The sequence below is a fragment of the Gloeocapsopsis crepidinum LEGE 06123 genome (assembly GCF_015207655.1).
GTDB lineage: Bacteria > Cyanobacteriota > Cyanobacteriia > Cyanobacteriales > Chroococcidiopsidaceae > Gloeocapsopsis > Gloeocapsopsis crepidinum.
Genome location: NZ_JADEWN010000004.1, coordinates 46,882 through 70,932, shown reverse-complemented (window position 1 = coordinate 70,932; position 24,051 = coordinate 46,882). Strand labels below are relative to the sequence as shown.

At 40.8% G+C, this 24,051-nt stretch carries 20 protein-coding genes; 7 read left to right on the top strand and 13 right to left on the bottom strand.

All coding sequences use genetic code 11. The annotated features are described in order from the left end of the window. Nucleotides 1-66: 66 nt before the first annotated feature. From IQ230_RS02530 to IQ230_RS02515, 4 genes are all read right to left on the bottom strand, one after another. The gene (locus IQ230_RS02530) at nt 67-1,779 is read right to left on the bottom strand and encodes an iron uptake porin (RefSeq protein ID WP_193930483.1); all 1,713 of its coding nucleotides are present in this window, start codon (nt 1,777-1,779) and stop codon (nt 67-69) included. A 509-nt stretch (nt 1,780-2,288) separates the two neighbouring features. Then, nucleotides 2,289-3,044: an ABC transporter ATP-binding protein gene (locus tag IQ230_RS02525; protein WP_193930482.1), complete on the bottom strand. Its 756-nt coding sequence runs from the start codon at nt 3,042-3,044 to the stop codon at nt 2,289-2,291. Nucleotides 3,045-3,102: 58 nt separating this feature from the next. Continuing rightward, nucleotides 3,103-3,840 (bottom strand): DUF4386 domain-containing protein, encoded by a 738-nt coding sequence (locus IQ230_RS02520; protein ID WP_193930481.1) that lies wholly within the window; start codon nt 3,838-3,840, stop codon nt 3,103-3,105. Nucleotides 3,841-3,865: 25 nt separating this feature from the next. Then, nucleotides 3,866-4,444 (bottom strand): cupin domain-containing protein, encoded by a 579-nt coding sequence (locus IQ230_RS02515; protein WP_193930480.1) that lies wholly within the window; start codon nt 4,442-4,444, stop codon nt 3,866-3,868. A 131-nt stretch (nt 4,445-4,575) separates the two neighbouring features. Between IQ230_RS02515 and IQ230_RS02510 the strand changes: the two genes are divergently transcribed. After that, nucleotides 4,576-5,589, top strand: coding sequence for an AraC family transcriptional regulator (locus IQ230_RS02510; RefSeq protein ID WP_193930479.1), 1,014 nt, complete (start codon nt 4,576-4,578; stop codon nt 5,587-5,589). 223 nt (nt 5,590-5,812) lie between these two features. Here the strand turns inward: IQ230_RS02510 and IQ230_RS02505 are convergent, their stop codons facing one another. Beyond that, a complete protein-coding gene (locus IQ230_RS02505; RefSeq protein ID WP_193930478.1) occupies nt 5,813-6,985 on the bottom strand; it encodes a branched-chain amino acid ABC transporter permease in 1,173 nt (390 codons plus the stop codon). A gap of 320 nt (nt 6,986-7,305) precedes the next feature. On the opposite strand from IQ230_RS02505, the gene IQ230_RS02500 reads away from it, so the two are divergent. The 3 genes from IQ230_RS02500 to sfsA all read left to right on the top strand — a co-directional run bounded on the left by IQ230_RS02500 (nt 7,306) and on the right by sfsA (nt 10,279). After that, nucleotides 7,306-8,892, top strand: coding sequence for a glucose-6-phosphate isomerase (locus IQ230_RS02500; protein ID WP_193930477.1), 1,587 nt, complete (start codon nt 7,306-7,308; stop codon nt 8,890-8,892). A 151-nt stretch (nt 8,893-9,043) separates the two neighbouring features. Then, nucleotides 9,044-9,496, top strand: a complete 453-nt coding sequence (locus tag IQ230_RS02495) for a cupin domain-containing protein (RefSeq protein ID WP_193930590.1) — start codon at nt 9,044-9,046, stop codon at nt 9,494-9,496. Between the two features lie 78 nt (nt 9,497-9,574). Next, complete coding sequence (gene sfsA, locus IQ230_RS02490; protein ID WP_193930476.1) at nt 9,575-10,279, top strand: DNA/RNA nuclease SfsA; 705 nt, start codon at nt 9,575-9,577, stop codon at nt 10,277-10,279. Here sfsA and IQ230_RS02485 read toward each other — a convergent pair. From IQ230_RS02485 to IQ230_RS02470, 4 genes are all read right to left on the bottom strand, one after another. Further along, nucleotides 10,276-11,430 carry a serine/threonine protein kinase gene (locus IQ230_RS02485; protein ID WP_193930473.1) on the bottom strand — a complete coding sequence of 385 codons (1,155 nt, stop codon included), beginning with the start codon at nt 11,428-11,430 and terminating at the stop codon, nt 10,276-10,278. The two genes, sfsA and IQ230_RS02485, sit on opposite strands and share 4 nt — an antisense overlap. A gap of 92 nt (nt 11,431-11,522) precedes the next feature. Then, nucleotides 11,523-12,188 (bottom strand): SDR family oxidoreductase, encoded by a 666-nt coding sequence (locus tag IQ230_RS02480; RefSeq protein WP_193930471.1) that lies wholly within the window; start codon nt 12,186-12,188, stop codon nt 11,523-11,525. Between the two features lie 56 nt (nt 12,189-12,244). Continuing rightward, nucleotides 12,245-12,649 carry an alternative ribosome rescue aminoacyl-tRNA hydrolase ArfB gene (gene arfB, locus IQ230_RS02475; RefSeq protein WP_439566099.1) on the bottom strand — a complete coding sequence of 135 codons (405 nt, stop codon included), beginning with the start codon at nt 12,647-12,649 and terminating at the stop codon, nt 12,245-12,247. A 265-nt stretch (nt 12,650-12,914) separates the two neighbouring features. Then, complete coding sequence (locus IQ230_RS02470; protein WP_193930467.1) at nt 12,915-15,179, bottom strand: alkaline phosphatase family protein; 2,265 nt, start codon at nt 15,177-15,179, stop codon at nt 12,915-12,917. Nucleotides 15,180-15,306: 127 nt separating this feature from the next. On the opposite strand from IQ230_RS02470, the gene IQ230_RS02465 reads away from it, so the two are divergent. After that, the gene (locus IQ230_RS02465) at nt 15,307-15,804 is read left to right on the top strand and encodes a cupin domain-containing protein (RefSeq protein WP_193930466.1); all 498 of its coding nucleotides are present in this window, start codon (nt 15,307-15,309) and stop codon (nt 15,802-15,804) included. A 49-nt stretch (nt 15,805-15,853) separates the two neighbouring features. After that, nucleotides 15,854-16,471: a Uma2 family endonuclease gene (locus tag IQ230_RS02460; protein ID WP_193930464.1), complete on the top strand. Its 618-nt coding sequence runs from the start codon at nt 15,854-15,856 to the stop codon at nt 16,469-16,471. Between the two features lie 30 nt (nt 16,472-16,501). On the opposite strand, the gene IQ230_RS02455 is transcribed toward IQ230_RS02460, so the two are convergent. From IQ230_RS02455 to sbcC, 3 genes are all read right to left on the bottom strand, one after another. Continuing rightward, complete coding sequence (locus IQ230_RS02455; RefSeq protein ID WP_193930588.1) at nt 16,502-17,170, bottom strand: Fe2+-dependent dioxygenase; 669 nt, start codon at nt 17,168-17,170, stop codon at nt 16,502-16,504. Nucleotides 17,171-17,288: 118 nt separating this feature from the next. Next, on the bottom strand, nt 17,289-17,504 hold the full coding sequence (locus IQ230_RS02450; RefSeq protein ID WP_193930462.1) for a hypothetical protein: 216 nt from the start codon (nt 17,502-17,504) through the stop codon (nt 17,289-17,291). 55 nt (nt 17,505-17,559) lie between these two features. Continuing rightward, on the bottom strand, nt 17,560-20,583 hold the full coding sequence (gene sbcC, locus IQ230_RS02445; RefSeq protein ID WP_193930460.1) for an exonuclease subunit SbcC: 3,024 nt from the start codon (nt 20,581-20,583) through the stop codon (nt 17,560-17,562). Nucleotides 20,584-21,064: 481 nt separating this feature from the next. On the opposite strand from sbcC, the gene IQ230_RS02440 reads away from it, so the two are divergent. Further along, nucleotides 21,065-21,733 (top strand): hypothetical protein, encoded by a 669-nt coding sequence (locus tag IQ230_RS02440; protein WP_193930458.1) that lies wholly within the window; start codon nt 21,065-21,067, stop codon nt 21,731-21,733. A gap of 736 nt (nt 21,734-22,469) precedes the next feature. On the opposite strand, the gene IQ230_RS02435 is transcribed toward IQ230_RS02440, so the two are convergent. Next, nucleotides 22,470-24,047 carry a hypothetical protein gene (locus tag IQ230_RS02435; RefSeq protein ID WP_193930456.1) on the bottom strand — a complete coding sequence of 526 codons (1,578 nt, stop codon included), beginning with the start codon at nt 24,045-24,047 and terminating at the stop codon, nt 22,470-22,472. Nucleotides 24,048-24,051 lie beyond the last annotated feature (4 nt).

The following is a 24,051-nucleotide window of genomic DNA, read 5'->3' as shown; positions in this document are numbered from 1 at the left end:
ACATTTGATCTTTAAATTTGGTTAACCAGTAATAGTATTTCAATAACTGATTAGCATATCACAAAGCTAAAATAAAAACGAAGTTCTGATGACACCAATGACAACATCAGGGTTACGCGCATCATGATTTGGTGCGGTTAACCAAAAAACACCAGGAGTAATTGAAACATTATCGGTTAACTGATAGCGGTAAAAAGCTTCGAGGTGTAAACCTGTATCGCGATCGCTGCGTTGTCCATCGGGTAAACCAATTGCTGAGGCTAAAATTGCATTACTTATTCCTGTTAAGCGTGGTTGCATACCGACGACAATACCACCTGCGTTTCCTTCACGGAATAAGTCAGGAAAGTGCAACGTTACAGCATAATTCCAGATATCTGCATCGCCTTTGATTTCACCAACAGCACGCGCCGCAGTATAACCTACCCATCCACCCAATTCAAAGCCATCAAAAACTCGGAAATTCAGTTGTGCTGCGTAAGTATTAGCAACGACTGGATTACTAAAATTATTTTCTGGATTATTAACATCATTAACAACAATCACTTTAGCCGGATTACTACCTGCTAATGTATCAACACCAAAACTACCTGAGTAAGCATTGAGATAGAATAAACCGACTTTGAAGCGATCGTTGTTATAGACTAACTGTGTAAAGGCACTATAATCGCCGTTGAACAATCCTGTATCTTCACCAGGGTTATTTGCGGTATCAAGTCCTCCTAAGTAACCAAAATCTAAGCTAAGTTCTGGAGTCACTAAAAAGTTTGCCCCAATACCGGCTTGGTTTCCGATAGGGAAAAACATGGGGTTAACTTGTCCAAAGTTAGACAATGCCCCTGTTGCGGTATCAACAAACGGACTAATAGGATCAGTGATGTATGTAGGATCAGTACCACCTGCTTCTAAGTAGACGCGGAAGCGATCGCCTACCGGAAACTGATACTGTAATTGAGTCGCAAGCACTTCACCACTCTGGGCAATACTGCTAGGAGCTACGCGCGTTTCACCTGTGACGCCAAACCCGATAAAATCTTCTACAATTGTGGCATCTTGTCCCTCGCGGGTTCCTTGACTACCGCCAAACGTTCCTCCTGAGTCAAAGAGTCTTAAATTCGTCGCTTGTACGCGAGTTCTCAGGCGATCTTGTCCAGTAAAACTCGTGTCAAAATTCAAGCGAACGCGATAACCGAGAGTTGTATTATTAATATCACCCGCAGTTTCACCAAAGGCATCTGCAAGATAGGTAATAACTTCACCAGCAAGTTTCGTTGTGGTAGAAAATTGATTTGCTTCAAGTTCTGCTGTCTGTGCTTCTAAAGCGTCAACTCTCCCGCGTAAGCTAGCCAGTTCAATTGCAAACTCTTCCTGCAATCTCTGCAAAATGGCTAGATCTTCTCGACTCAAATCGCTTGTTGCTGCGGCGATTAGTTCGTTAACGCGATTCAGACACGCATTTAAGCCAGCAGCAAATTCATATCTTGTGAGTGCGCGATTACCACGATAAGTACTATCAGGATATCCTGCAATGCAACCATAGCGTTCTACTAGTGACTGTAAAGCTTGAAACGCCCAATCTGTTGGCTGTACGTCAGATAGTTGCGAAACCGACGTTACTTGTGCCATTTCTGATAGCGTAGCTTCAGATCCTAGTGATTGAGATACGATGTTGTTTACTTGATTAACTTCTGAGGCGATCGCAACATCAGCAATTTGATACAGTAAAAAATTAATTAAAAATAAGCTATAACTTGCTGTTTTACGCACTACTTTAGACACAGATTCTCCTCACACTTAATTAAACTTTGTCCTACAGTTATGCATTTTTAAAATATACATTTTCACATTGATCAAATGTATTAATTAATACTAAAAAATAGAGAAACATAAGGTTATATCTTTGCGCTTAATGTAGTTCTTGGCAAAGAAATGGTTAGTGGTTACTCATGGTTTACTGTGTGTCTAAAGTTTATTAAATCTCAATGTTTTATAATTCAAAGATTATAGAATTGAGCTTTTACAAATTAGGAATAAAGACAAAGTATCAAGATTAAGAACAATGATACCATTAACTTATTTGATAGCTTTATAGTATAGCTATTTATTGAAAGCTTAAAAGTTAATATTTAAAATTATAATTATTACACAATGAATTAGCAAAATTGGCAGATTTTTACTCAGACATTTAGCACAAATCGATTGGGATAGTCAAAAATAAAGTTGAGATAAACAGTTCTTGCTCAAAAAACTATTCATAAATGTTTGAACTAATAATGTAAAAAGAATAGCTACTGTCCCAAATAAGCAGTTAAAACTTCAGGGTTATTTTGAATTTCACTAGGAGTACCAACAGCTAAATTGCGACCTTCGGCTAATACCCAAACACGATCGCACAGTGACATAATGACGTCCATATTGTGTTCAATAATCAAAAACGTCATGCCTTCGCGATTCCAGGTTTGAATGCGATCGCAGATTTGATTAATCAAAGTGGGATTCACTCCCGCCGCAGGTTCATCTAGTAAAATCAATTTGGGTTTTGTCATCAACGCCCGCGCCATTTCCAGTAGCTTCCGCTGTCCCCCTGATAGCGCCCCTGCATACTCATACGCCATATGTGCTAGCCCAACAGATTCTAGAAGCAACATTGCTTGTTGTTGCAGTTGTCGTTCTTGTTTCTTAATTAAGTACGGTTGCAACTGTACTTGCCAAAAGTTTTCCCCAATTTGTGATTGCGCCGCTAGCAGCATATTTTCCATCACTGATAATCGCGACAGAGTTCGGGCTACTTGAAATGTCCGTACCATCCCTTGTTGAGCGATTTTATGCGATTGCAACTCTTGAATTGGTTCGCCATCAAAAATCACGCGACCTTTATCTGGGCGGATAAAGTTAGAGAGTAAGTTAAATAACGTGGTTTTCCCCGCACCATTTGGACCAATTAAACCTGTAATACTACCTGGTGCTACAGTAATCTCGGCATTATCAACTGCCTTAATTCCACCAAAGCTTTTTACTAAACCACTCGCTGCTAGCAAATCCATAAACTCAATTTACTGCTGTACTTTTTAGAAGATTAAAGTCCCAATCCCAATCAATACTTCAACCAACTTTTAACCCTAACTTCTGACCTCTACCATAAGTTGCACCTAGCAAAAATATTCCCACAACAAATAACCAGACCCCCCAAATTGTAAAACTAATAGGTGTCACTTCCCAAGTAGGCATTGATGGAATCACCGTTGCTAGCAACTCACTTTGTCCCAGAATCCACAAAGGTACTGTAAAAATACCTAACCAAGCTACCCAAGATTTGAACAACGCAGACTTAAGCATGACAAAACCTACTCCTAATGTCCAAAAAGCAAGCAGAAGTTGTCCGAGTTGTTCGCCAATAACAACACCGCCATATTGATGAACTGCTTGATAGACGACTATAGTTGCTTCACGGGTTGTTGTACTAGCATCGGGATCAACATATAAGTTAGCCAAAATCGGAATCACAAACACCCAGCGCATAAGTCCAATCGATTGTAACAGTGCTGAAAGCACTCCCATCAAAGTGATAGCAGCAAGATAAGGAGTATCTTTTCGTCTTAAAACCTGGTGTAGTAAAACACTGGCGGGGATAAACAGTAGTGCCAAAAGTGCAAAGGCAAACCAAGTTAAGATTAATCCTGTACCACCTGTATGAAAGCTTGTTAAAACCTTAACTGTCGGTTGACGTAAGATATCGTCATACTCAAAAGTTTGCGCTAATAAGTAGTACGGTACATTCAGCAAAACTGCAAAAAGAATTAATAAAATACCTGTTATCCGCACAAGCTGTAAACGGTTCATCACATTTACCTCACTGTTTTGGAAATTAATTTGACCAATACTTGACCAGCGATCGCTCTACTCCCAGCAGGTAAGCTAACCGCGCTAGACTTGTAATAATCAACTTCTGCACCAACATGAATAACGGTGGTGCAACAAGAACAAGATCGGCTTTTTGCAGAATTACAGCAAGATGTAATATATTTGTTGGCATTCCGGCTTGATTCACTCTGCCATCATTAGCAAGACCGTACATTGCGCGAATAAACTGCTCAAATTGTCGTGGTGGTAGTACCTCTGAAACAAATATCACTTCATTGTTGGAAGAATTGCGAAAACTATGTGGCATTCCCGCAGGTACACAGACAATTTCTCCAGGTTGGAGGATTTTAATATTGCCTTTCGTTCCCAATTCCATTTCCAAAGAACCACTTAAGACTTCAAATGTCTCAGTGATAGAGTTGTGGTAGTGTAAAGGACTGCCGTTGGCTTTGGGTGGAAGAACGTATTGAGCTTTGAAAGACTTGCCATGACTATCTTGAGTAGTACAAAAGATTGTCATGCGATCGCCTGTTACAGAATTAAGCATTGTGGATGCTTGCTGAGATTGAAGTGTTGATGTCATGTTTTAAAATTTTCTGTTGTCAGTTTCAAGTTGGAGTATTTTAACCAACAACTTAAAGATATTCGGTTAATTGAAAGAGAAGTTGACTGCTAGCGCCATAAAATTGACCGCATCTGCCGTTTTTAATCTCTATGAAACAGGCAATTTCAGTATTGCTGATTCGCAATTCAATTCAGTACGCAGCCACCTATGGTATCGATCCCCAAAGTTTATGTACGGCGATTGGTATCAAGCCAAGTCTTTTAGAAATGCCTGATGCTTATGTTGCAGGAGAAGTCGATCGGACGTTGTGGCGCGAACTAGTTCAGCAGACTGGCGATCAAAATATTGGTTTACACATTGGTGAGAAATTCAATTTAGCAGCGATTGGTATTTTGGGTTATGTGTTATTCAATTGCCAAACTTTTGGACAAGTCCTTGACAAGCTTTCCCGCTATCTGTGTCTTATCAGTCAAGGAGTTGAGATTAATTTTACTGTTTCGCAAGCGCAAGTTTTATTTGAATATCATGTCGTAAGCGATCGGAAAAACTACCTCCTAGAAGAACCACGACAACCAATTGAAGTCAACTTTTCAGCATTACTTACAGCAGCTAAAACTCTCACAGGTTACTCTTTACATCCACACGAAGTTTGGTTTCAATATCCTCAGCCCGCAGACATCATTGAACACCAACGGATATTTCAATCGCCTATTCTATTTTCTCAGTCGGTAAATCGCTTAATCTTTGATGCAGCTTACTTAAATTTGCCCGTTTTGTCATCTAATCCATTACTTTTATCTACATTTGAGGAACACGCTACAGTGATGCTTGATACTATTAATCAAAAAAATATTTATACTCAACAAGTAGTTCGTGAAATTACTCACTGCTTGCAAGGTGAAGTTCCTTCACTTGAGGCGATCGCCCGTAGCTTAGCAATGAGTGTCCGTAACTTACAACGCGAACTTCATTCAGAAGGTACTTCTTACCAACAACTACTCGACGAAACTCGCAAAGAGTTGGCAATGCGGTATCTCAAAAAACAAAATATGATGATTCACGATATTGTATTTCTGCTAGGTTTTTCAGAACCAAGTGCATTTCATCGCGCCTTCAAGCGTTGGACAGGAAAAACCCCTAGGGAATATAAGTTAAATGGGTGAAAACAAACTTCACAAGAGAATGCGTGACGAATAAATTCGCCGCTAGACAAACGAAGTCCACATCTTATAGTCCTACTTCAGCCGGACAAAATTTACGATTCATGCAAAGGGTTTATTAGCGATTAGCCTTCATTCTGCTAACTAGTAATACTATTTCACCAAGCGAGAACTACATAATAACTGTTCTTTTACGCTGCTGCGCTCCTGCATCTTGCGTCCCATGTTATTTCCCTAGTGTGAGTTCCTCTTTTTTACCTAGAATCCCTTGCGGACGCCACAGCATCAGTAACATCAAAATCAAACCAATAACCATAATCCGAAACGCACCTAAGCGCGCTTCATCTAGAGGGAAAATTGCAGGTAAAGCAAAGCGTGTAATTGCATCATACGCCCAGTAAATCACCGCACCGAGTAACGTACCAACGTTGTTTCCTGCCCCGCCCAAAATAACCATTGTCCAGGCATCAAAGGTAATCTGCGGTTGGAAATTGTCGGGGTAGATCGTTGTTAATTGCCATGCTAATAATGCACCTGAAACTCCAGCGATCGCTCCTCCTAACATCAATGCTTGCAACTTGTACCAGAACACGTTTTTTCCCAACGCTGTCGCCACATCCTCATCTTCTCGAATGGCTTTTAATACTCTTCCCCAAGGCGATCGCACCAGCACTTCTAGTCGCCAAAACACCAACGCTAAAATCACAATCGATATTAGCATCAACCCAGCATTTGCATAGTTCGTGTAGTTATACAGCGCGATCGTACCCGCAAGATACAACACTAAAATCAACCCCGCCGCCAAAACCCCTAACACAATGCGTGCCACAGAAAACTCTTTTCCTCTCAACATCTTCCGTACGGGCATACTGCCTTGCCCCTGTTGCCTCTTTTTTATCGCTACCCACTTCCACAAACGCCAATAACATACTCCGACAATTAGCGTGAGCAGCCCTATCATACCTAATCGTGTCAATAAAGTCGGGTCAAAACTTGCCAGTGGTAATGGATAGCCTTGTATGCCAAACGAACCTGGTGTAAAGCCGTTTCCAGTAGGTAAATCTTGATTGTTGACAACTAATCGTAGTAGTTCAGATACACCGATCGTGACAATTGCAAGGTAATCTTGGCGCAAACGCAGCGTAGATAAACCAATAATTAGTCCCAGCAGTGCGGCAGTACCTGCTCCAGCAAGTGCGGCTATAATTAAAGGAACACCGTGCAAGGTTAACAAAACGGTTGTGTAAGCACCCATCGTCATGAATGCGACATGACCAAAGTTAATCAGCCCAGTAAATCCCCACTGCAAATTTAAGCCTAAACTAAATAAAGCAAAAACAGCTGTCGAGATGATTAAGAAAATCAGATAACCAACCCAACCTGATAAATTTTGGATCATATACTTCAGTAATAGTCACTGTGTGGTGATATGAAGAGGGATCAGAGGACGTGCCGCTAGACCTACGGTTCGGAGGTCAGAGAACTTTGACGTAGACCTTTGGTCAGAGAAAATAGTGTTCAATTCATCTTGATTCTTAATATACCTTCAGCAGCATTCCTATCTCTACGGATTCGAGTTCTTCCCTTGACCTCTTTAAAAGTGAATTCTACAGCACATTGCCGACGCATATGAACAATCTCACTGTAGAGGGCTGAACGTTTATAGTTGAACACTTAAATTAAACTGGTGTGATGATAACGAGTAAGTTGAGATTTTCTATGAACGCTGCAACACTGTGGCAACGTTACCAAGACTGGCTTTATTACCACGAAGGTTTGGGATTTTATTTAGATATCAGTCGCATGAGCTTTGATGATGCCTTTGTAGTGCAATTGCAACCCAAGTTTGAAAAAGCGTTTCAAGATATGGCGGCTTTAGAGGAAGGCGCGATCGCTAATCCTGATGAAGATCGGATGGTAGGTCATTACTGGTTGCGTAATCCCGATCTTGCTCCAACTCCAGAAATCAAACAAGATATTACGCAAACGATTGAGCAAATCGAAGCTTTTACAAAAAAAATCCTCACCGGTGCAATCCACCCGCCACAAGCCCCGCGATTTACCGATATTCTCTCAATTGGTATTGGTGGTTCGGCATTAGGACCACAATTTGTCGCTGAAGCCCTCGCCCCAGATTTTCCACCTCTGGGAATTCATTTTATTGACAACTCCGATCCTGCAGGAATTGACCGCGTTCTAACACGCTTACGCAACCGCCTATCAAGTACATTGGTGATTGTGATTTCTAAATCAGGTGGAACACCAGAACCGCGTAATGGAATGCTCGAAGTTAAAAGAGTTTATGCAGGGCAAAATCTAGATTTTTCGCAGTATGCGATCGCCATTACAACTCCTGATAGCAAATTAGACCAACTTGCGAAATCTGAAAAATGGTTAGCAACCTTTCCTATGTTCGACTGGGTAGGCGGACGTACCTCGGAAATGTCATCTGTTGGCTTGCTACCTGCTGCTTTACAGGGAATTGATATTCAGGCAATGCTAGCTGGGGCTAAGGAGATGGATGATGCCACTCGCGTACCCGATATTAAACAGAATCCAGCGGCTTTACTTGCACTAAGTTGGTACTATGCTGGTAACGGACGCGGTGAAAAAGATATGGTAATCCTACCTTACAAAGATAGCTTACTTTTATTTAGCCGCTACTTGCAACAGTTAGTGATGGAATCGCTGGGTAAGGAAAAAGACTTGGATGGCAATGTTGTCAATCAAGGAATTGCGGTTTATGGCAACAAGGGATCAACCGATCAACACGCCTACGTGCAGCAGTTACGCGAAGGTGTACCGAATTTCTTTGCCACCTTTATTGAAGTTTTAGAAGATCGTCAGTATGGTTCCCCAGAATTAGAACCAGGAACAACATCCGGTGATTACTTATCAGGATTTCTGCAAGGAACCCGCCAAGCCTTGTATGATAACCATCGCGACTCAATTACTGTAACGATCCCGCAAGTCAATCCGCGCACGGTAGGAGCACTAATTGCACTGTACGATCGCGCTGTTGGTTTGTATGGTTCTCTCGTCAATGTTAATGCGTATCATCAACCAGGCGTTGAAGCTGGCAAAAAAGCTGCTGCTGCGGTCTTGGATTTACAAAAACGTATATTACAAGTTCTCGAAGACGACAGTCGATCGCTTTCAATCGCAGAACTAGCAGAAAAGGCTCAAGCAACTGACCAAATTGAGACAATTTACAAAATCCTGCGTCATCTTCACGCTAATAAACGTGGTGTCATCTTAAATGGTAATTTCGGCGATCCCAGTAGTTTAACTGTGACGATTAATTAGCGCTCTTCAGTTAGCAATTAGCAATGAGCTTTTTGCTAACACTTATTTTTGTGCTTTACCATACTTTGGTCTTTTTTGTTCATTTATAACAAATTTTTATAAAGAAGTGACTTAGACTAGAAAGTAAGTCTTGAAATCTATGGGTGCTGATATGAGTTTGGTCAGGGGTGTAGAGATTCATCCGTTATCAGCAATAAAAGGGGGTATGACTGAGTTTTATACCCCTCAATCGAGCCATGAGACAATGCTGGTGCAAATTCCACCAAACACAATTGACGATCTTTTTGTGCACAAAACACAAACTGACCAGCTATTAGTTGTTAAAGGTAGTTTTGTGTTAGTGGTGTTAGTGAATCGCCGTTATCAGTACATACCCTTGAGCGATCGCAAACCTACAGTAGTCAAAATTCCCCCAGGAGTATTGCACGGGGCGATAAATTTGTCTTCTGAACCTTGTGTCTTAGTTAACGCAGTGCTGCGTCATCGTCCAAGTAGCGAAAAAGATTACAAACCACATCAACCACCATTTCCGTACGATCTTGAGTTGGCAAAGGCAGTTTTGAAGTTTGACCCACAAATAAATATAAATAAGGCGATCGCCTAGAAAGATTTATTGAGGCATTGAGAACTTAGGGAAGTTATTGCCTAGTTGTTAAAGTAGTATTACTGCTATAGCTAAGTAATGATCTACCGCTACTCGACTTTATTTCCTGGTGTTCTTTTAAAACGCTACAAGCGATTTTTTGCTGATGTGCAACTTGAGTCTGGAGAAGTTGTTACAGCACATTGTCCGAATACTGGACCAATGACGGGGATTTGTCAACCTGGTAGTGCGGTGCAGGTATCTTATAGCGACAATCCAAAGCGATCGCTCAAGTATACTTGGGAAATGATTTTAGTCAACGACAATGAACCAACTTGGGTAGGTGTCAATACAAGTTTACCTAATCGAATTATCAAACTGGCGCTAGAACAAAATTTGTTTCCTTTGGGAAGTTACAACAATATTCGTTTTGAAGTTCCCTATGGTGCAGATAAGAAAAGTCGAGTAGATTTTGTTTTAGATGGCAATCGCACGACATACATTGAAGTCAAAAGCACAACTTGGGTACATGGGCGAACCGCATTATTCCCTGATACAGAAACAACACGCGGACAAAAACATCTACGCGAACTAACCGCACTGTTACCAGAAAATGATGCTGTGATGTTGTACTTTATTAATCGCGGTGATTGTACTGCCTTTGCTCCTGGAGATAGTGCCGATCCGATTTATGGTCAACTATTAAGGGCAGCGATCGCACTCGGTTTAACAGTCTTACCTTGTCGCTTTGAAATTACTCCTGAAGGTATCAGCTATTTAGGATTAGCAGAGTTAAAAGTTTAAAGCAACATTGATGCTAGAAATAATATGCCTAAATGCCAGAAAACGAGGTTGACAGCGATACCAGAAATAATCCCTGCGATCGCCCAGCGTTTTTGATGCTGTTGAAAGTGTTCAATACTTTGCCAACGGCGACTTTTCCACGCCCATTCGTTACCTTTAGCACCGAGGGCGATCGCCATCCAAAACCCAACTAGAGGAACCCAAGACAATAGCCCAATCCACACGCGATTTGAAATTAACCAAAAAGGTGCAAGTAAAAATGCACCCCAGTTCCAACCTTGAATTTCTTCTGGTACGCCGATCGACGCATCAAATAAACCACCCTTACCAGAGTGATTCACCACAGCAGTATTAACGATAATCCCCGACTCCAATGCAGCTAAAGCTTGACGTGCGCAACCGAATCGCTTTTCTGTTACTGGTTCTGTCATTTTCTGCAACCAACTCAGTAAACTGGGACTACAATTTACCAATTCAGCAAATTGAAAATGTAAGTTGTATTGGGGTAAATCTGCGGGTGAAGTACCAGTAAGTAGATGAATTAAAGTTGCACCTAAAGCATAAAGATCCGATGCAGCAACAGCTTTGCCACCAAATTGTTCTAATGGTGTATATCCGCAAGTGCCAACGACTGTAAATGTCTCACCGAGATATGTATCCTGGTTTTGGACTGCACCAAAGTCAACTAAATACACTTTCTCATCGTTACTCCAGATTAAATTACTCGGTTTGATATCGCGATGGATAACTGGCGGATGCAACTCGTGGAGATATATGAGGATGTGTAATACTTGTGTAGCAATTTGACGAATTTGCGATTCACTCAAGCATTGTTGCTGCCATTGTTGTAGTGATACGCCAGGGATATACTCTTGAACTAAAACATAAGCAGGCGATTGTGCTTCTAGCCAGAATACGTCTCGATACTGGGGAATTTGAGGATGACTTATCTGCTGTAAAACTTGGGCTTGGCGTTCAAATAGTTTTAATTCTTCCCATTCTGTCACATTACTGAAAAACAGTACTTTTACAATTACACAAGTGGTTTGGTGTGTGCAATCCACTGCTAGCCAAGTTTGCTTGCTGCGGGAATTCTTAAGCTTTTCCTGAAGTTGGTAGCGCCCTTGTAAAAGTTGTCCGCATTGCAGCATGAAATTGCGATTCCTTAAAGCCCCTTCTCTAATTTAGTCAAAGTGAGAACTATACAGTTATTTTGGTGCAAGTTCTTCTATTGCGTAGATCTCTACCAAGGTAATATTTCACCGTTGCTGTGCCAAAAAGTCCCTGTATTTTCCAACGTTAGCTGATTAATTCTTGCTAACAATCCTTGCACTGCTACTTCCGGTGTAATGCCATTTGCTGTAAAATTCGTCATGCGAGTTTGTACTAAGCCTGGATGTAAAATAGCAACGGCAATGCCTTGTGGTTTGAGGTCATGAGCCAGCGATTTACCTGCCATAGATAGCGCCACTTTTGACATCCGATAGCCGTAAGAACCACCAGAAGTATTATCTGCAATAGAACCCATCCGGCTTGTCATCAATACAACTTTTGCACCAGATTTTAAGCGAGGAAGCAACACTTGAGTTACCCTCAATGCACCAAGCGCATTAACCTCAAACTGTTCTCGAATACTATCAAAGTCGAGATGTTCTAATGTAACACGCTTAACAATGCCAGCATTGTTGATTAAGACATCAATTTGGGTTTCTCCTAGTCGCTTGTGCAAATCTGCAACTGAAGCATCAGAGGTAATATCAATACCTTCTTCTAAGCGAACTCCTAACGCCTTTAACTCATCCGTTGCTGTTCGACAAACTGCGATCGCACTATCCCCGCGCTGCTGAAGTTGACGGCAATATTCATAACCAATACCGCGATTTGCCCCTGTCACTAAATATGTTGCCATAAAATGCTTGTACTGCGATGACCCTTTCTTATGTTAGGCGATCGCACTCTATAACCTCATTCATCCACTTGCCTTCTAGTTGCTTTAATCCGCGATCGTTTGCTTTTACTATCAAGCCGTTTTTGCTGAGAAAGATACGATGGCTTAGTGGGTTTGCGCTTTTTAGGAACAACCATGACACTTTGAATCAAATCTTGCAAGCGTTTGAGTGCCTCCTCACGATTTTGTTCTTGACTGCGGTGTTCTTGTGATTTAATGACAATTACTCCATCTTTAGTAATGCGTTGATCGCTTAGTTTCAATAATCGTTCTTTATAGACATCAGGTAATGAGGAAGCTTTGATGTCAAAACGCAGATGAATTGCTGTCGCCACCTTATTGACATTTTGACCACCCGCCCCTTGAGAACGAACGGCACTCACTTCTATTTCGCTATCAGGAATAGTGACTGTTTTAGACACTTGTAGCATAGTTGATCTGTATTGGCGTTAAAGAGCATTTGAAAAAGAGAAAAGCCTGTACAGGGTAGGTTATCAACAAAGAAAGCGTGACAACCTGATAAAGCTTTATACAAATGCTACCTAAGAATGCGAGTGCAAATGAATTCACCGCTAAACAAACATAGACGCAAAGCGGCTTCCCGCAGGGTAGTCCACCTCCGTGGACACATTAGTAAAAGCCTTGTTCAAGTGTACGAAGGTACACTTTACTTGGGTAGCCCCGACTTCAGTCGGAGGGCATTTGCCTGTATGCTGGTAATCTACCCAGATTAAGTGCTTTACCTTGCACAGTTGGTGCAGATCTCACCCTCAAAAGTCGATTGATAGTAGGAGCAATATCAATATTGCGCACTTGACGGATAGTTCCTCGACCAATATTAGGTCCTGCAGCGTACAAAATTGCACTCATAGAAGGTAAATTTGCGTCATAACCATGCGCGCCATAAAAACTTGGTACTGACAGCACAGGATTCTCAGTAGTTGTATCTCCCAAGCGTTGTACTACTGGATTTTGAGTACCGTCGAAGTTATAGCCTACATTAAGAAGTGCAAACACATCACCGTAGTCCTGACCAATAAATTCATTGGTGTCTAGACCAAAACTTGGGTCATTTGGATCGCTAGGAACAGGACGACTGTAAATCTGAGAGAAAACAGGTGCAACTTGATCGTGCGTGTAATTGGGATTAGTATCCACTAATTCTCCTAAAGCTTGGATCAGCTGCTGTTGCAGATTGACGTACTCTTGTGGCGTGACAGTACCATCTGGTTCTCTACCTTGTAAGTTGATGTAAATGTTTACCGCAGGACCAGAGGAAACAGCTCGTACTTTGGTAATATCAAAGCCTCTGCTACTCAGAAAATTGTTGATACTCACTGCGGTATGAAAAGTTTCAAACCCGTGGTCAGAAAGTAAAATAATGTTACTTCTGGGTCTACCGAAACGATCTGTGCCAACGGCTTGAATAATTCGTTCAACAGCATCATCAGCAACTTGATAAGCTGATTGCAAGTAACTTTGGTAGCGCTTAATCTTTTCTTGGTCTTGGTTAGTACCAATTGAGTTCGGGTCACTAATCTCAGAAGGTTGACGCAAATCTGCTAGTAAAAACTGATGCCAAGCGCCATCTGGTTGCTGAATATAAGTAAGTACCAAATCGGCATCGCGATTCTGACTAATCCCCCGCAAAGCTATGCGAGTTTGGTAGTCTACGAAGGTGCGGACTTGATCTTGATAAATTGCTTCTCGTTCTACTTCAGGAAAATCTGTAAATCCAGGGCTAATTTGCTGCGGAATGCGGAAGTCTGCTTCGGAAACCCAAAACCCAACATTGTTATTGATATCATCTACATCTGCTAAAACTGCTGAGTTACGGGGAATATAGTTAACAGAATAGCGAGCAATCCGAACCTGGGATAAATCAGCAGCAAGATTTGTGACATAAAAATTCGTTCCTGCTTTATTCTCGTTACCTTCTAGGTAAAATCGGCGAGAAGTGCGATCGCCAGCACAAACATAAGCAGGACCTGTAGATGGTAAGTTAAAAGGTTCAGGCTGAATGCCTTGATTTTGGTCAAAAAAGACTAAAGTATCGTAGTTGACCTTCTGATCATCAGTAGTATCAAGTGCTGCAACTTGAATAATGTAATCAACTCCCCCAACTGTAAAGCTATCAAGGGGAGTCGATTTTTGCAGAATCGGGCTGTATGATACTCTTGCGGCAGCTACCAGTTGTTCAGTTGTGCTACGAGGGGCTGAACTAAAATCTGCTGCTGTTAAGCTGAAGCCTCTAGCTCCCACGCCGCCAAATGTCCCATAAGGTATAGTGTAGTCTACTGTGCGATCGCTCGCTGGTTGCAGAATCGGGCTGTCGTCAATGCCAGGTATAGTAATATCTACTCCATCCGCACCAGGAAAGGTTGCTGCAATAACCTTTTTACCTTGATTTCGCAATGCAACCCAGAGTGACTCAGCAGTTTGAGCACGATCGTTAATTGAACCATCTCTACCAATTGAATAACCGCCAATTGGAGCAGCAAAGCCACTAATATTCTGTGTAAATGGGCTGACAACTAAGTGGAAATTATTAGCATTGATATTATTGCTTACCGCTGTAGAACCTGTGCCTATAGCAATATGAGCTGGAGCCGTTAGTGATGGGGTGACTGTGATATTTTGTAGAGCAGAAACTCCCAGTTGTTTTAATCGTCCTATACCTCGATCTGGTTTAAGTACACCTGTAGATAAATACCGATCGACTGTTGATGGCATTGCACCATCGATTGAGATGACAATTACCTTTGGTTGCTTAAGACTGCCCATTATTGGTCTTGCAGCAGTTGAGTCAAAGATTGCTACGATAAATACAGCCAAGACAATCAAAACAAATCGCCTAAGTAACCTTGCCCTCCAAAATTGCAAAATACTTTCCAGCGCTTGATTTAGCAGACGAAGTGGGGCGATCGCCTTTATACTGTTTAACCTGCTCATGCTTTCATATGTAGAGTTATGCAGAAAACTTACAAAAGTAGTGTTAAGAACAGGCTATGAGACTAATAAGTTAATCTTAAGCTTATTTTTTTCGCGCTATCAACTTTAGATGAGATCGTAAGTTGCTATGGATGAACAACCGCATTCTTTACTAAAAGCGTCAGCTATTAACTCCATAGATGAGTTTGAATTTCACCATCCACTCAATCCCAACTCAGAAGTTTATCTGCGGACTATCAGTCGCGTAGTTGGGTTAAAGCATCTTGCCATTACACTTGCCCGCATACCACCAAAAAAAGAATCTTTTATTTATCATCTGCACCATCACGAGGAAGAGTGGATTTACATTCTCTCAGGCAGAGGTATAGCAGAAATTGGAGACAACGAATATGAAGTGAGTTCAGGTGACTTTATGGGTTTTGGGCTGCCGCAACAACCACATCATCTCCGCAATCCTTTCAATGAAGATCTCGTTTATTTAATGGGTGGTGAAAAAGTTCGTTGCGATATTGGGATCTTTCCCCGATTGGGTAAACGTGCGATCCGCGATGGTGATGCAGCTTACATTATTAATGATTCAACGCTACAAGACTTTTGGAGTAGCAAAGAGGCTAGTGATGATTAGATAGCACAGTGTTTGACCAATACGCTAAAAAACGCAATTCTAAAATTGTATGAGTACGACAACGCCAAGAAAACTAAATTTCATCGAATTTCTTGAACAATACCCAGAGGGCAAAGGTACCTTTGAACTTGTGGATGGAGAAATTGTTCAGGTGGAACCGACGAGGGCGCACAAAAATGTCGCTAGGTTTCTCATGTTTGCTTTCAATGATGAAATCAGGCGGTTAGGACTCGACTACATTGTTGATAAAGATATTATCATCCGAACTGTAACAGCATCTGGTAAAGAACAAGGCAGAAACCCCGATGTTGGTGTGGTATCAAGTGTGTGGAACAATAATGTATCCGCTTACGGCGCGGTAACTGAACCAATTCAACTTGCGGTGGAAGTTGTTTCTACGAATTGGGAAGATGATTATATCGATAAATTAGATGAGTATCAAAGGTTAGGAATTGCTGAGTATTGGATTGTTGATTATTTAGCGATCGCTTCTCGCACTATCTTGGGTTCGCCAAAATTTCCTACTGTTTTCGTTCATCAGCTAGTCGATAGCAAGTATCAAACACAAGCTTTCAAAGGTGCGGATAGCATTATCTCGCTAACTTTCCCACAGATAAACCTTACTACAGAACAAATTGTTGCAGCTAGCCAGATGTCAAGACTTTGATTGCTTCTTGGTGAGGTGGATAAGAATTAGCTAAATATCAACCCATTTGCGGAGCAAGTTAGCATGAGTTTTGCAAATAAGGTCAAATTCTAGTGTTTTACCATATTTCTCGAACATGGCTTGTTTGGTAGTATTCAAATCAAATAGAATTTCTCGCTCGTTTGGATCGCGGATAAAGCTTTGTATCCAAGTAACAGCTGCAAGTCGGATTCCAGTTGTGACAGGTTCGACGCGATGTAAAGTTGAAGAGGGATAAGCGATCGCCGATCCAGCAGCAAGTTTAAAAGTCTGTTCGCCTAACGAAGTTTCAACGACAAGTTCACCACCTTTGTAGGTATCAGGAGAACTCAGAAATAGTGTTAATGAGACATCTGAGCGCATCAGGGGTGTTCCCATTAAAGCATTATCTACGTGGTAGCCATAGTACATTCCTGGTTCGTAGCAACTAAATATTACTGGACGTATTGCTTTTGGTTGTATGGCAGTTTGAAACAGTCGATTGCGTTGCAGTGCTTGATGAACAACGGAGCGCAGTTCTTGGGTTATTGCCGAATCTCTCTTAAGTTGCGTATTATTTTTTACTTCTTTAGCATGCCATCCTGCTGTCAGTTTACCATCAACAAACTCAGCATTTTTGAGTTTTGTCGTGATTTGTGCAAGTTCTGCTGGAGTAAGAACGTCATCGATGAATAAAATCATGATTGATTCGTTGTAGCGATCGCGTTTACCGTTACGAGTTATGTCACCTTGGAAATAATGCAGGACACGTGTAAGTAAATTTAATTTATTACTGCCCTGCATCGTTTGTTATTTTGAGTTAATCTTCGCCACCCTCACCAGCTTCACCAGCTTCACCAGCTTCACCAGCCTCATCGGCTTCTCCACCAGGAACAACAGGTTGAGTTTGTGTTGGTTCTCCAACTTCACCAGCCTCACCGGCTTCTCCCTCAGGAGTTGTCGTTGTACCGTTACACGCTGAAACAGTTGCAGCGAGTCCAATTGCGAGAAACATTTCGATTGCTCTAGAACGCATGATGAATAATCCTCAGATTCAAATATTCTGTATTATCTCAGTAGTGTCCTAAATTTTAAATTGCTAGGCTCAAACGCGAACCATTTTGGGTTTTAGCAACTTCAATTCGGGCTTGGAAAGCTTCTTTAAAGTAAGGCATATGCGTCACTGTGAGGATACAGGCAAAATCATTAGCGATCGCGTTGATTGCAGCAATTAAGCGATCGCATCCTTCTTGATCTTGAGTGCCAAAGCCTTCATCAATAATTAGCAATTGTAGCGCTGCACCTGCTCGTTGGGCGAGAAGTTTAGCTAATGCAAGGCGGATGGCAAAGTTAATCCGAAACGCCTCTCCTCCTGAATAAGTTTCATAAGGTCTTGTACCGCGGGCATCGGCAATGAGAATATCAAGCGTATCAATCATTTTGGTTGCTTTTTTTCTCGTTCCACTCCGTCCAGCTTTTTGAGTGACAAATTGGACGTGAAGTTGATTTGCGCTTAACCGTGCCAAAAGTTGATTAGTTTCAGCTTCGAGTTGCGGTAAGACATTTTCAATCATCAATGCTTGAATGCCATTTTTCCCGAAGGCTTGTGCTAGTTCTTGATAAACGCGCTGCTGTTGTTTTGTCGCTTGCAGTTGTTGTTGTCCGTGTTGATATTGTGCTTGTAATTCTTCAAGTTGATTGAATTGTTGTTGAAGTTGCCCTAAATGACTGAGTTGATCGTCAAGCTGTCGTCTGCGCAAGGCAAGTTGTTCTTCTAAGGCTTGAATTTCTACTGTAGGTAAAGGCGTTTGTTCGAGTTGCTGAGTCAGCGATTCCATTTGGGCTATGAGAACTTGACGTTCAGCCGATCGCGATCGAATTGCTTCTTTGAGATCTTGCGATCGCGCTTGAAATTGCGGATACTGCTCTTGGGCATTTTTCAGTTGTTGATAGCGAACTTGCCATGTTTGAGCTTTACGTAATGCTCCTCTGGTGGTGTTATGTTGTTCGGGTGCGTAGTTAATTATCTTGATGCGTTCTTCTAACTCAGCAATTTGTTTAGCACATTCAGAATAAGTTTGCTGTTCGACAATTTTTTGATTGAATTGCTCAATTTGGGCTTGAATTTGAGGTTGACGTTGTAAAATTTGAGACAATCGTTTTTGAGCATCTTTCAATTGTCCTTGACGAATTTCTGCCCACCGCCACCGCTCAATTTCACTGCGGGCTAAAGCATGATCTTTCTCGTTGTAATTTAACTGTTGCAGTTGTTGCTCAATTTGCTGTAGTTCTGCTTGTTTATCTAATGCATAATCGTTTTGCGCTAGCGATCGCTCTAATTGTTGTTTTTCACTAACAATTTGCTGTAAACGGCGTTGTACGTCATCTGTTGCTTCGAGTTGGGCGGCGAGTTGTCCGCGTTGTTCTCTCAAAGAATCGTATCCTGAAAGTTCTTGCGAAATTTCGCGATATTCTTGACGCAACACCTGAATTTCACGTTCAGACACTGCCATTTGTTCGCGGATGACCCAAAACTGTTGTTGAATTTCTTGCTGTTCAGTTTGGGTTTTTTCGACAACTTTTTGCCAATGGTGTTCAGTTAAAGGGCGATCGCACAATGGACAAGTCGCATCAGGATGTTGCAGCATTTGTAATTTTTGCTCTAGTTCGCCCATTTGTTTTTCATAATCGCGTTGATGCGCTTGCAGGCGTTCCATAAAATGACGTCGTTCTTGTCCTTTTTCGCGGACTCTTTCGAGGTAAACGCGCTTTTTCTCTAGTTGATCAAGTTGTACCGCCACATCCATCACCGCTTGCTGCAATTGCGGTTGGCGTTGTTGTTGATGGGTAAGTTGGTGTTCCGAAGCTTGCAGTTCTTCGAGTCGCACCTGAATGCGTGCTTGTACTCGTTCGAGTTGCGTTTGAATTGTAATGCGGTATTGCAATAGTGGTGTTACTTGAAGTTGCAACTGATCCAACTGTGTTAGTCGATTGCGGGCGGTGGTAAGTTGTGCTAATCCTGTTTCGACTTCAGCAGATTTTTGTAACGTTTGCTGAATTTCTTGTTCTTGCTGTTGTAAAGCTGCAAATTGTGCTTCGGCGTGTTGCAGTGCGGAGCGAATTTCATTAACTTGCTGCGTGAGTTGTTGCTGCAAGTGCTGCAATTGCATAGTTATACGAGAATGTTCTTGGAATTTAGCCGAAAGCGTTTCTTCCTCAGTTTGCAAGCTTTCGTACTTAGCATAGCCTGCATGAATCTCATCGGTGTGACTGAGAATCTCCTCAATGGCGGATAGCTGTTCGTTGATTGCACGACGTTCTTCTGCTAAGCGATCGCTATCTTGTGTTAAATTTTGATGCTGCTGTTGTAAAAACCCTAGCTGTTGCTCCCACGTTTGTCGCTGGTGTTGAACGACTTGTAAGCTTTGTAGTTGAATTGTGTCAAAAGCTTGCTGTTGTTGCAGTTGATTGTGTTGTGCTTCTAAGTGTGCGCGTAATGATGCGATCGCCTCTTTTTGCTGCAACTGGCTTTGCATTCCTGCTAAAGTCCGTTCAAGTTCTTCTGCTTTGCCTTTTAGCGATCGCGATAAATCTTTTGCTCTTTCCTCTAAGTCGTCATATTGATTCAGTTTAAGCAACTCAGCTAAAATCTCTTTGCGCTCAGTAGGGCGTTTGAGCATAAATTCATCTGCACGCCCTTGACGAAGATACGCTGAATTGATAAAAGTATCGTAATCAAGCTTGATATGTTCCAGAATTAATTGCTGTGTTGCTCTAACACCTCGTTCTGTCAAAGCCCGAAAGCCATTCGGTGTTGCAATTTGAAACTCTAGCGAACTACTTTGTCCGCGATGGCGAGTCCGAATCACGCGATATTGCTGTTGATTACTCGTAAAAATAAAATCTACTTGAACTTCTTTAGCTCCTGTATGGATGATATCGTCTTCAGCAGCAGCACGGCTTTGTCCCCATACTGCCCAGGTCATTGCTTCAAGTAAGGAAGATTTGCCTGCACCATTAGAACCACAAATGCAAGCAATATGCAGCCCCGAAAAGTCAAGGGTGACATCGCGGTAGCTCAAGAAATTTTTCAGTGTTAGTTGAACTGGAATCATCTAGGCTATAGTGCCACACTTGGAATATATCTAAGAAATAACAGTACATTTGCACTGTTGCCTAGTCTATCCACGAGAATATTAGGTTTCCAGCCTTCCAGTCATTACCTTTATGATTCTTAATATTTTGTATTGGTAATAGAAGTTATTGAGAATTTACTAAACATCAGGTTGCTAATTGCAAGTGGACTAATGCATTGAGAACATCTCTAACAAAAAGGAGATGTAGGCAAAATACCACTTATTGATACATAAAGCTTACTGATGTCAAGCGTAATTACAAGGAAAATTCAAAAAAGATGATACAGCTTAGCAAATTATATCTCTAGATAGAAGAAAAAAGCATTACTCCAGACAGAGCTAAACGAGCGATCGCAGAAGTTATTCTAAAAGCAATCCAAAAGATTAGTATTAAAAAATACTTTAATCTACGTAAATTCTACTAACTTGTTCATCCTTGTGAGAGAGTAACTTTAAAGCTATGCCTACTAACCCTAACGATTACAAAAGCTATAACCGCGAACGCCAAGAAACACACACTGATGGAAATGGCAACACTCATACTAATGTTACGCGTACAAATGAAACAGTAAATAGCAGTGCAAGTAGCAACACTGAAGCATACCGCGAAGGTTATGTTCAAGGTCAAGTATCAGAAAATCTGTATCAAGAAGAAGTTTTAGCTGTAAGAGATAATGAAAATGCTTCCCGTGGCTTGTTGCTTGGTATTCTCCTTGCTTCACTAGCAGCTTTGACGGCTGGCGGCATTTGGCTACTCAATCAACGTAATGAACCTGTTCCCACAAACACAAATATTGTTGTTCCAGCACCTAACAGCGAACCATCACCAGCAGTAAGTCCCGCGCCTGAAAACCAAACAACAATTATTGACAGAGTTAGAGAAGTTCCTATTCCGGTTCCAGTTCCCCAACAACAAGCACCAGCCCCAGAAGCACCAGACGTCAATATTACACTTCCCAGTCCTAGTCCTGTTTCACCAGCACCAGTAACTCAGCCAGAACCCACACAATCGCAATCAGAAGACAGTAGTACAACTTCAGCACCAGAGACACAAAGTAGTGAGACAACTAATTCAACTGAGAGTCCGACACAAAGCAATTCTGAACAAAGCAACACTGATACTCAGTAACTAATCCCTTATTGTTCACAACAGTTGCTCTGCATAGTCCTTTCCAAAGGTGGAAAGGACTTTTTATACTACTAAGTTCTATTCTCAAAGCCTGCGTGAAGACTACGGCGCAGTGAAAGCAAGTGTAACGGCATCTGCCAGCAATGATCGTATCGAGTAAAGCTAGTCAATTAACCTCTTACAAAAGTACTAAAAATCGCTATAAAAATTGCCTTTAACCTTTAACCTTTTTCCTACTAATGCCACAAAGTCTAATGTTCATTCAAGATCGAGAAAAAGACCAAGAGGTACACTAAAGTGAGAATTAACTTTGTACCTCTATACTTCTATGACTTTCCAAGAACTACAAATAGGCGATTACTTTCGGATACCTGGTTTGAGTATCGCGTATGTTTATAGGAAGGCTAGCAATTCCCATTGCAGTCTGCACGCTTGCTTACAGCCAATCCGCTCTGAAACAAAAGTTATACCACTGACTCGCACAGAGATTACTAACTATTTCTCTGACAAGTTTGCTCAAAAACAAGAATTCCTTAATAGCCTCAGGAATTAAAACTTCTATTAGCTAATCATTTCACCACACCTGAGCAAGGAATGCTTGAAACCGTAATTTCCTGCTTTGAAACTAAGAATGCGAGTGCGAATTCATTCGCTGCTAAAGCCTACCTCCGTGGACTTACTCGTAAAAATCTTGTTGAAGGGCATTTGTGACTTATGTAGTAAGTCTACTCATCTGCTATTTTACAAGCAATTTACTTCTCTTAACTAAATATAAGTAGTAATCTTCACCTTGAACAATACTTTTGTTTGTTTTGAATATTTGAGAAACATTTAAGAGTTTATATACTTTGTTATAAATTTCGTGATTGAGTACTAAAACTGTAGTATTATTCTGAACTATATTCTCTAATCTACGAACAAATTCTGCCTCATCTAAATTTTTTCTCTGATTCCAATTAATAAATCTTCCTAAGCGATCGCTCTCTAAATAATATATACTTTGGTTTAAAAGAGCAGCCAGAGGAGCTACTGCATAATCTTTACTACCAGAAATTAAATACTGATCTAGCTCTTGACTCTTGATAATTTGAGCAACTTCTTTGCTAGCAGAGAATGGATATAATAAATCCATAGTATAAGTAAATATACTAGCTACTACATGAATATATAAAATAATCATGATAACTGGTTGTTTATATTTAGTGAAAAACTTAGATAGTCTATTAATGCTGCTGTTAAAAAAATATTGTCTAGGGTAATAGCTAGCAAGCCATAAGCACACTATAAATAAAATAAATAAGTGCCCGTGATGCCTTAAGTAACCTAAAAATTTGATGTGTGCAAACAATAAAATTCCTAAGGTACCTGAGGTATACAAAAAAAGTATAATTGGTTTTTGTATAAAAATAGCTATAGAGAAAATTAATAAGCCTAGAGATAAGAGAAGTGCAAAAAATCTAAATATTCCAGCACCTTCAATTAGTAAATTAGTATTCCAAAAATGGAAATCAAAAATATTAGGTATTGGAACATAGCTTCTCCAAACTGTCATGAGAACATAAGCGAAATGCTTAATGTTGTTTACTAAAACATTAGATTCAGTAAAAAGCTTTGCACTTCCAGTGAACTTAGCATCGTCAGGAGGAATGACTTGAATAAGTGCAATTATGTAACCAGCAAGTACAAGAATAAAACTTAATAAAGTATTTTTACTTCGAGGTACAACTGCTTTAAGTAAATTCTGATTATAAAAATAATCAATAATTAAAGTTAATAATAAACAAATTGAGATAATAAAACTATAAATATTGGTGTTTGCTAACAAAGCCAGAATGATTGCCAGCAACCAGTAGTGATTTGCGCGTTTTGGGAACAGTACACAGAAAAGAAAAATGAATAACAAACCAAGACTATAATTTCTACTGATAATGTTATATTCGTAGAGAGGAAAGTAGCCAAAAGAAAATAATATTTTTTGTAACCTAGTAAAAGGTGAAAATCTTACAAAGATATATGTACTTGCTGTAGCAATACTCAGATGAAAGAACTGCATAGCAATTGGATTTTGTGTAAATCTACTAATTAAGTACAAACCAATGTGCCATAATCCTGGGTGTCCTTCATATCTCAAATTCTGGAATAGATTAACCAAAGATGTACTATCTCTAGCTATAAGCCATGCTTGGAGTTCATCTAACCACATCTCATGATTCAAAAGACCAATGAAACTGATAAGAAAAAATAAACAGACAACCCCAAAGGTATAGTGAGGTTCTTTCCGAACAAAAGTCATAACAGTTTTTGAATCTAACATTGGC